2 tRNA genes and 2 rRNA genes are annotated in these 5461 nt (G+C 46.8%); all 4 read left to right on the forward strand.

The window, feature by feature from the left end:
- Positions 1 to 367 precede the first annotated feature (367 nt).
- The 4 genes from EKM03_RS14805 to EKM03_RS14820 all read left to right on the forward strand — a co-directional run bounded on the left by EKM03_RS14805 (position 368) and on the right by EKM03_RS14820 (position 5387).
- Positions 368 to 1881, forward strand: a 16S ribosomal RNA gene (locus EKM03_RS14805).
- Positions 1882 to 2075: 194 nt separating this feature from the next.
- Positions 2076 to 2149 (forward strand) — tRNA-Ile (locus EKM03_RS14810).
- A gap of 90 nt (positions 2150 to 2239) precedes the next feature.
- Positions 2240 to 2313: transfer RNA gene (locus EKM03_RS14815), tRNA-Ala, on the forward strand.
- Between the two features lie 188 nt (positions 2314 to 2501).
- A 23S ribosomal RNA gene (locus EKM03_RS14820) occupies positions 2502 to 5387 on the forward strand.
- The 16S and 23S rRNA genes sit together here with 2 tRNA genes alongside, the layout of an rRNA operon.
- The last annotated feature ends 74 nt before the right edge of the window (positions 5388 to 5461 follow it).

The raw sequence follows: 5461 nt of genomic DNA on the forward strand, positions 1-5461 counted from the left end.
GATAAAGCTTGTGAGAATAGAAAACGGATGTTACCTTTGCACCCCGCAAAACGCGCAATGTTCCTTGACAGATTGATAAGAAAAGCAGAAGAAAGGGATATAAAAATTATCTCAAAAAAACTTCACATTTTTCTTGTTAGTTAAAAAGAAAGTTGTACTTTTGCACCCGCTTCGAGAAACGCTATAACAAGTGTTGATAGAGGTGATAGAAATAAAAGAACACGTTCCTAGACATATTGAATTGACAGCCGTCTTGTCCAAAAGACAAGACAAAAGAATAAGAGTAATAGAATTGAGAGATTTGAAAAAACCACTAGAATTTAGTCGCATAAACAAAGAGAACAGATTTATCTGAACTCACAAATATACGATGAAGAGTTTGATCCTGGCTCAGGATGAACGCTAGCGGCAGGCTTAACACATGCAAGTCGAGGGGTATGTTTCTTCGGAGACAGAGACCGGCGCACGGGTGCGTAACGCGTATGCAATCTACCTTTCACAGAGGGATAGCCCAGAGAAATTTGGATTAATACCTCATAGTATAGTACCTTGGCATCAAGGAACTATTAAAGTCACAACGGTGAAAGATGAGCATGCGTCCCATTAGCTAGTTGGTATGGTAACGGCATACCAAGGCAACGATGGGTAGGGGTCCTGAGAGGGAGATCCCCCACACTGGTACTGAGACACGGACCAGACTCCTACGGGAGGCAGCAGTGAGGAATATTGGACAATGGGCGCAAGCCTGATCCAGCCATGCCGCGTGCAGGATGACGGTCCTATGGATTGTAAACTGCTTTTATACGAGAAGAAACCCTGCTACGTGTAGCAGCTTGACGGTATCGTAAGAATAAGGATCGGCTAACTCCGTGCCAGCAGCCGCGGTAATACGGAGGATCCAAGCGTTATCCGGAATCATTGGGTTTAAAGGGTCCGTAGGCGGTCAGATAAGTCAGTGGTGAAAGCCCATCGCTCAACGGTGGAACGGCCATTGATACTGTCTGACTTGAATTATTAGGAAGTAACTAGAATATGTAGTGTAGCGGTGAAATGCTTAGAGATTACATGGAATACCAATTGCGAAGGCAGGTTACTACTAATATATTGACGCTGATGGACGAAAGCGTGGGTAGCGAACAGGATTAGATACCCTGGTAGTCCACGCCGTAAACGATGGATACTAGCTGTTGGGAGCAATTTCAGTGGCTAAGCGAAAGTGATAAGTATCCCACCTGGGGAGTACGTTCGCAAGAATGAAACTCAAAGGAATTGACGGGGGCCCGCACAAGCGGTGGAGCATGTGGTTTAATTCGATGATACGCGAGGAACCTTACCAAGGCTTAAATGTAGATTGACCGTTTTGGAAACAGAACTTTCGCAAGACAATTTACAAGGTGCTGCATGGTTGTCGTCAGCTCGTGCCGTGAGGTGTCAGGTTAAGTCCTATAACGAGCGCAACCCCTGTTGTTAGTTGCCAGCGAGTGAAGTCGGGAACTCTAACAAGACTGCCAGTGCAAACTGCGAGGAAGGTGGGGATGACGTCAAATCATCACGGCCCTTACGCCTTGGGCTACACACGTGCTACAATGGACGGTACAGAGAGCAGCCACTGGGTGACCAGGAGCGAATCTACAAAACCGTTCTCAGTTCGGATCGGAGTCTGCAACTCGACTCCGTGAAGCTGGAATCGCTAGTAATCGGATATCAGCCATGATCCGGTGAATACGTTCCCGGGCCTTGTACACACCGCCCGTCAAGCCATGGAAGCTGGGGGTGCCTGAAGTCGGTGACCGCAAGGAGCTGCCTAGGGTAAAACTGGTAACTAGGGCTAAGTCGTAACAAGGTAGCCGTACCGGAAGGTGCGGCTGGAACACCTCCTTTCTAGAGCCTTAGTGTTAGTAGCAATACACGCTAGGGAAAGAAGACTAAATATCGAAAAGGAAACAAATATTGACATTATATTACTCTTGCTGTTAGTTCAAATAATATTACAGTCGTAAAGTTGTAAAGTCCAATGTCAAAAGTCAAGTACTTTCGACTTTAAGACCTTCGGCTTTAGACATAAGTATAAAGAGTGTCTCGTAGCTCAGCTGGTTAGAGTACTACACTGATAATGTAGGGGTCGACAGTTCGAGTCTGTCCGAGACAACTATTTAACTTAAAAAAAGAAGAAATTCTAGAGTTGAGAAATCGCGATATATCGTTATTGGTAATTCACAATTCATAATTAAAAAAGATTGGGGAATTAGCTCAGCTGGCTAGAGCGCCTGCCTTGCACGCAGGAGGTCAACGGTTCGACTCCGTTATTCTCCACAAAAAGAGTGATCAGCTTACAGTGATCAGTACTCAGTTTCGACTGAATACTAAAAACTGAACACTGAACACTACTTTAAAGTTCATTGACATATTGAGATAAGAAAATAATAAAAAGTAGAAAGCATTTTTTGCTTGTTTATTTATAGACAAGTGAAAGAAACGGCATTCTTAATTGAATGTTGGTACAATAAGCAAAATAAGGGCGTATGGGGGATGCCTTGGCTCTCAGAGGCGATGAAGGGCGTGATAAGCTGCGAAAAGCTACGGGGATTGGCACACACGATATGATCCGTAGATACCCGAATGGGGCAACCCACTATGTTGAAGACATAGTACACCGATAGGTGGGCAAACCCGCTGAACTGAAACATCTAAGTAGGCGGAGGAGAAGAAAACAAAAGTGATTCCGTAAGTAGTGGCGAGCGAACGCGGATTAGCCCAAACCAAAGATGTTACGGCATTTTTGGGGTTGTAGGACCACGATATTTGTTGCGGATAGAATTAGAATCTACTGGAAAGTAGGGCCAAAGAAGGTGATAGCCCTGTATAAGTAATAGAAGATAACGATAGTGGTATCCTGAGTAGGGCGGGACACGAGAAATCCTGTCTGAATTTGGCGGGACCATCCGCTAAGGCTAAATACTCCTGAGAGACCGATAGTGAACCAGTACCGTGAGGGAAAGGTGAAAAGAACCGTGAATAACGGAGTGAAATAGATCCTGAAACCATACGCTTACAAGCGGTCGGAGCCCTTTCGTGGGGTGACGGCGTGCCTTTTGCATAATGAGCCTACGAGTTAACGTTGCTGGCAAGGATAAGTGGTTAAGCCACGGATCCGTAGCGAAAGCGAGTCTGAATAGGGCGCTTTAGTCAGTAGTGTTAGACGCGAAACCGTGTGATCTACCCATGGGCAGGTTGAAGCTGTGGTAACACATAGTGGAGGACCGAACCGGTTGACGTTGAAAAGTCTTCGGATGACCTGTGGGTAGGGGTGAAAGGCCAATCAAACTCGGAAATAGCTCGTACTCCCCGAAATGCATTTAGGTGCAGCGTTATGGTTAAAGTTATATAGAGGTAGAGCTACTGATTGGATGCGGGGGCTTCACCGCCTACCAATTCCTGACAAACTCCGAATGCTATATAATGTTTCATAACAGTGAGGGCTTGGGTGCTAAGGTCCAAGTCCGAGAGGGAAAGAACCCAGACCATCAGCTAAGGTCCCCAAATATACGCTAAGTTGAAAGAACGAGGTTTGTCTGCCCAGACAGCTAGGATGTTGGCTTGGAAGCAGCCATTCATTTAAAGAGTGCGTAACAGCTCACTAGTCGAGCGGACGAGCATGGATAATAATCGGGCATAAGCGTATTACCGAAGCTATGGATTTACAATTAATTGTAAGTGGTAGGGGAGCATTCTCACAGGGTAGAAGGTGTATCGTAAGGTATGCTGGACTGGTGAGAAAAGAAAATGTAGGCATAAGTAACGATAATGCGGGCGAGAAACCCGCACACCGAAAGACTAAGGTTTCCACAGCTATGCTAATCAGCTGTGGGTTAGTCGGGACCTAAGGCGAACCCGAAAGGGACAGTCGATGGACAACGGGTTAATATTCCCGTACTAGTTATTACTGTGATGGGGTGACGGAGTGATGAAAGCGCCGCGAACTGACGGAATAGTTCGTTGAAGTACCTACCTATAAGCTGCGCAGGCAAATCCACGCGGCTTGGGGAAATACGATAGTACTCGGAGACTTCGGTTGAAGAGATAGTGCGCCTAAGGGCTTCCAAGAAAAACCTCTAAACTTCAGGTAATAAGTACCCGTACCGCAAACCGACACAGGTAGTCGAGGAGAGAATCCTAAGGTGCTCGAGAGATTCATGGCTAAGGAATTAGGCAAAATAGACCCGTAACTTCGGGAGAAGGGTCGCCTCGTAGCAATACGAGGCCGCAGTGAAGAGGTCCAGGCGACTGTTTATCAAAAACACAGGGCTCTGCAAAATCGTAAGATGAAGTATAGGGCCTGACACCTGCCCGGTGCTGGAAGGTTAAGTGGAGATGTTATCTTCGGAGAAGCATTGAAATGAAGCCCCAGTAAACGGCGGCCGTAACTATAACGGTCCTAAGGTAGCGAAATTCCTTGTCGGGTAAGTTCCGACCTGCACGAATGGTGTAACGATCTGGACACTGTCTCAGCCATGAGCTCGGTGAAATTGTAGTAGCGGTGAAGATGCCGCTTACCCGCAGTGGGACGAAAAGACCCTGTGCACCTTTACTATAGCTTAGTATTGACCTTGGATAAATGATGTGTAGGATAGGTTGGAGACTGTGAAGTGGCGTCGCTAGGCGTTGTGGAGTCATTGTTGAAATACAACCCTTTGTTTATCTAGGGCCTAACCCCGCTATGCGGGGGACATTGCTTGGTGGGTAGTTTGACTGGGGTGGTCGCCTCCAAAAGAGTAACGGAGGCTTCTAAAGGTTCCCTCAGTACGCTTGGTAACCGTGCGTAGAGTGCAATGGCATAAGGGAGCTTGACTGAGAGACATACAGGTCGATCAGGTACGAAAGTAGAGCATAGTGATCCGGTGGTTCCGCATGGAAGGGCCATCGCTCAAAGGATAAAAGGTACGCCGGGGATAACAGGCTGATCTCCCCCAAGAGCTCATATCGACGGGGGGGTTTGGCACCTCGATGTCGGCTCGTCACATCCTGGGGCTGGAGAAGGTCCCAAGGGTTGGGCTGTTCGCCCATTAAAGTGGCACGCGAGCTGGGTTCAGAACGTCGTGAGACAGTTCGGTCTCTATCTACTGTGGGCGCAAGAAATTTGAGTGGATCTGATTCTAGTACGAGAGGACCGAATTGGACAAACCTCTAGTGTATCTGTTGTCACGCCAGTGGCATCGCAGAGTAGCTACGTTTGGAAGGGATAAGCGCTGAAAGCATATAAGCGCGAAACCCACCACAAGATGAGATTTCTTTTAAGGGTCGTAGGAGATGACTACGTTGATAGGCTATAGATGTAAAGGCAGTAATGTCATAGTCGAGTAGTACTAATAACCCGTAAGCTTATGTACGCTTTTCCTGCCGAGCAATCGGCAGGAAGAAACTTTCTAATACTTTTTATTTTCTTTATCTCAGTATGTTAAGA

Source organism: Flavobacterium sp. GSP6 (genome assembly GCF_003984855.1).
In the GTDB taxonomy this organism is placed as follows: domain Bacteria; phylum Bacteroidota; class Bacteroidia; order Flavobacteriales; family Flavobacteriaceae; genus Flavobacterium.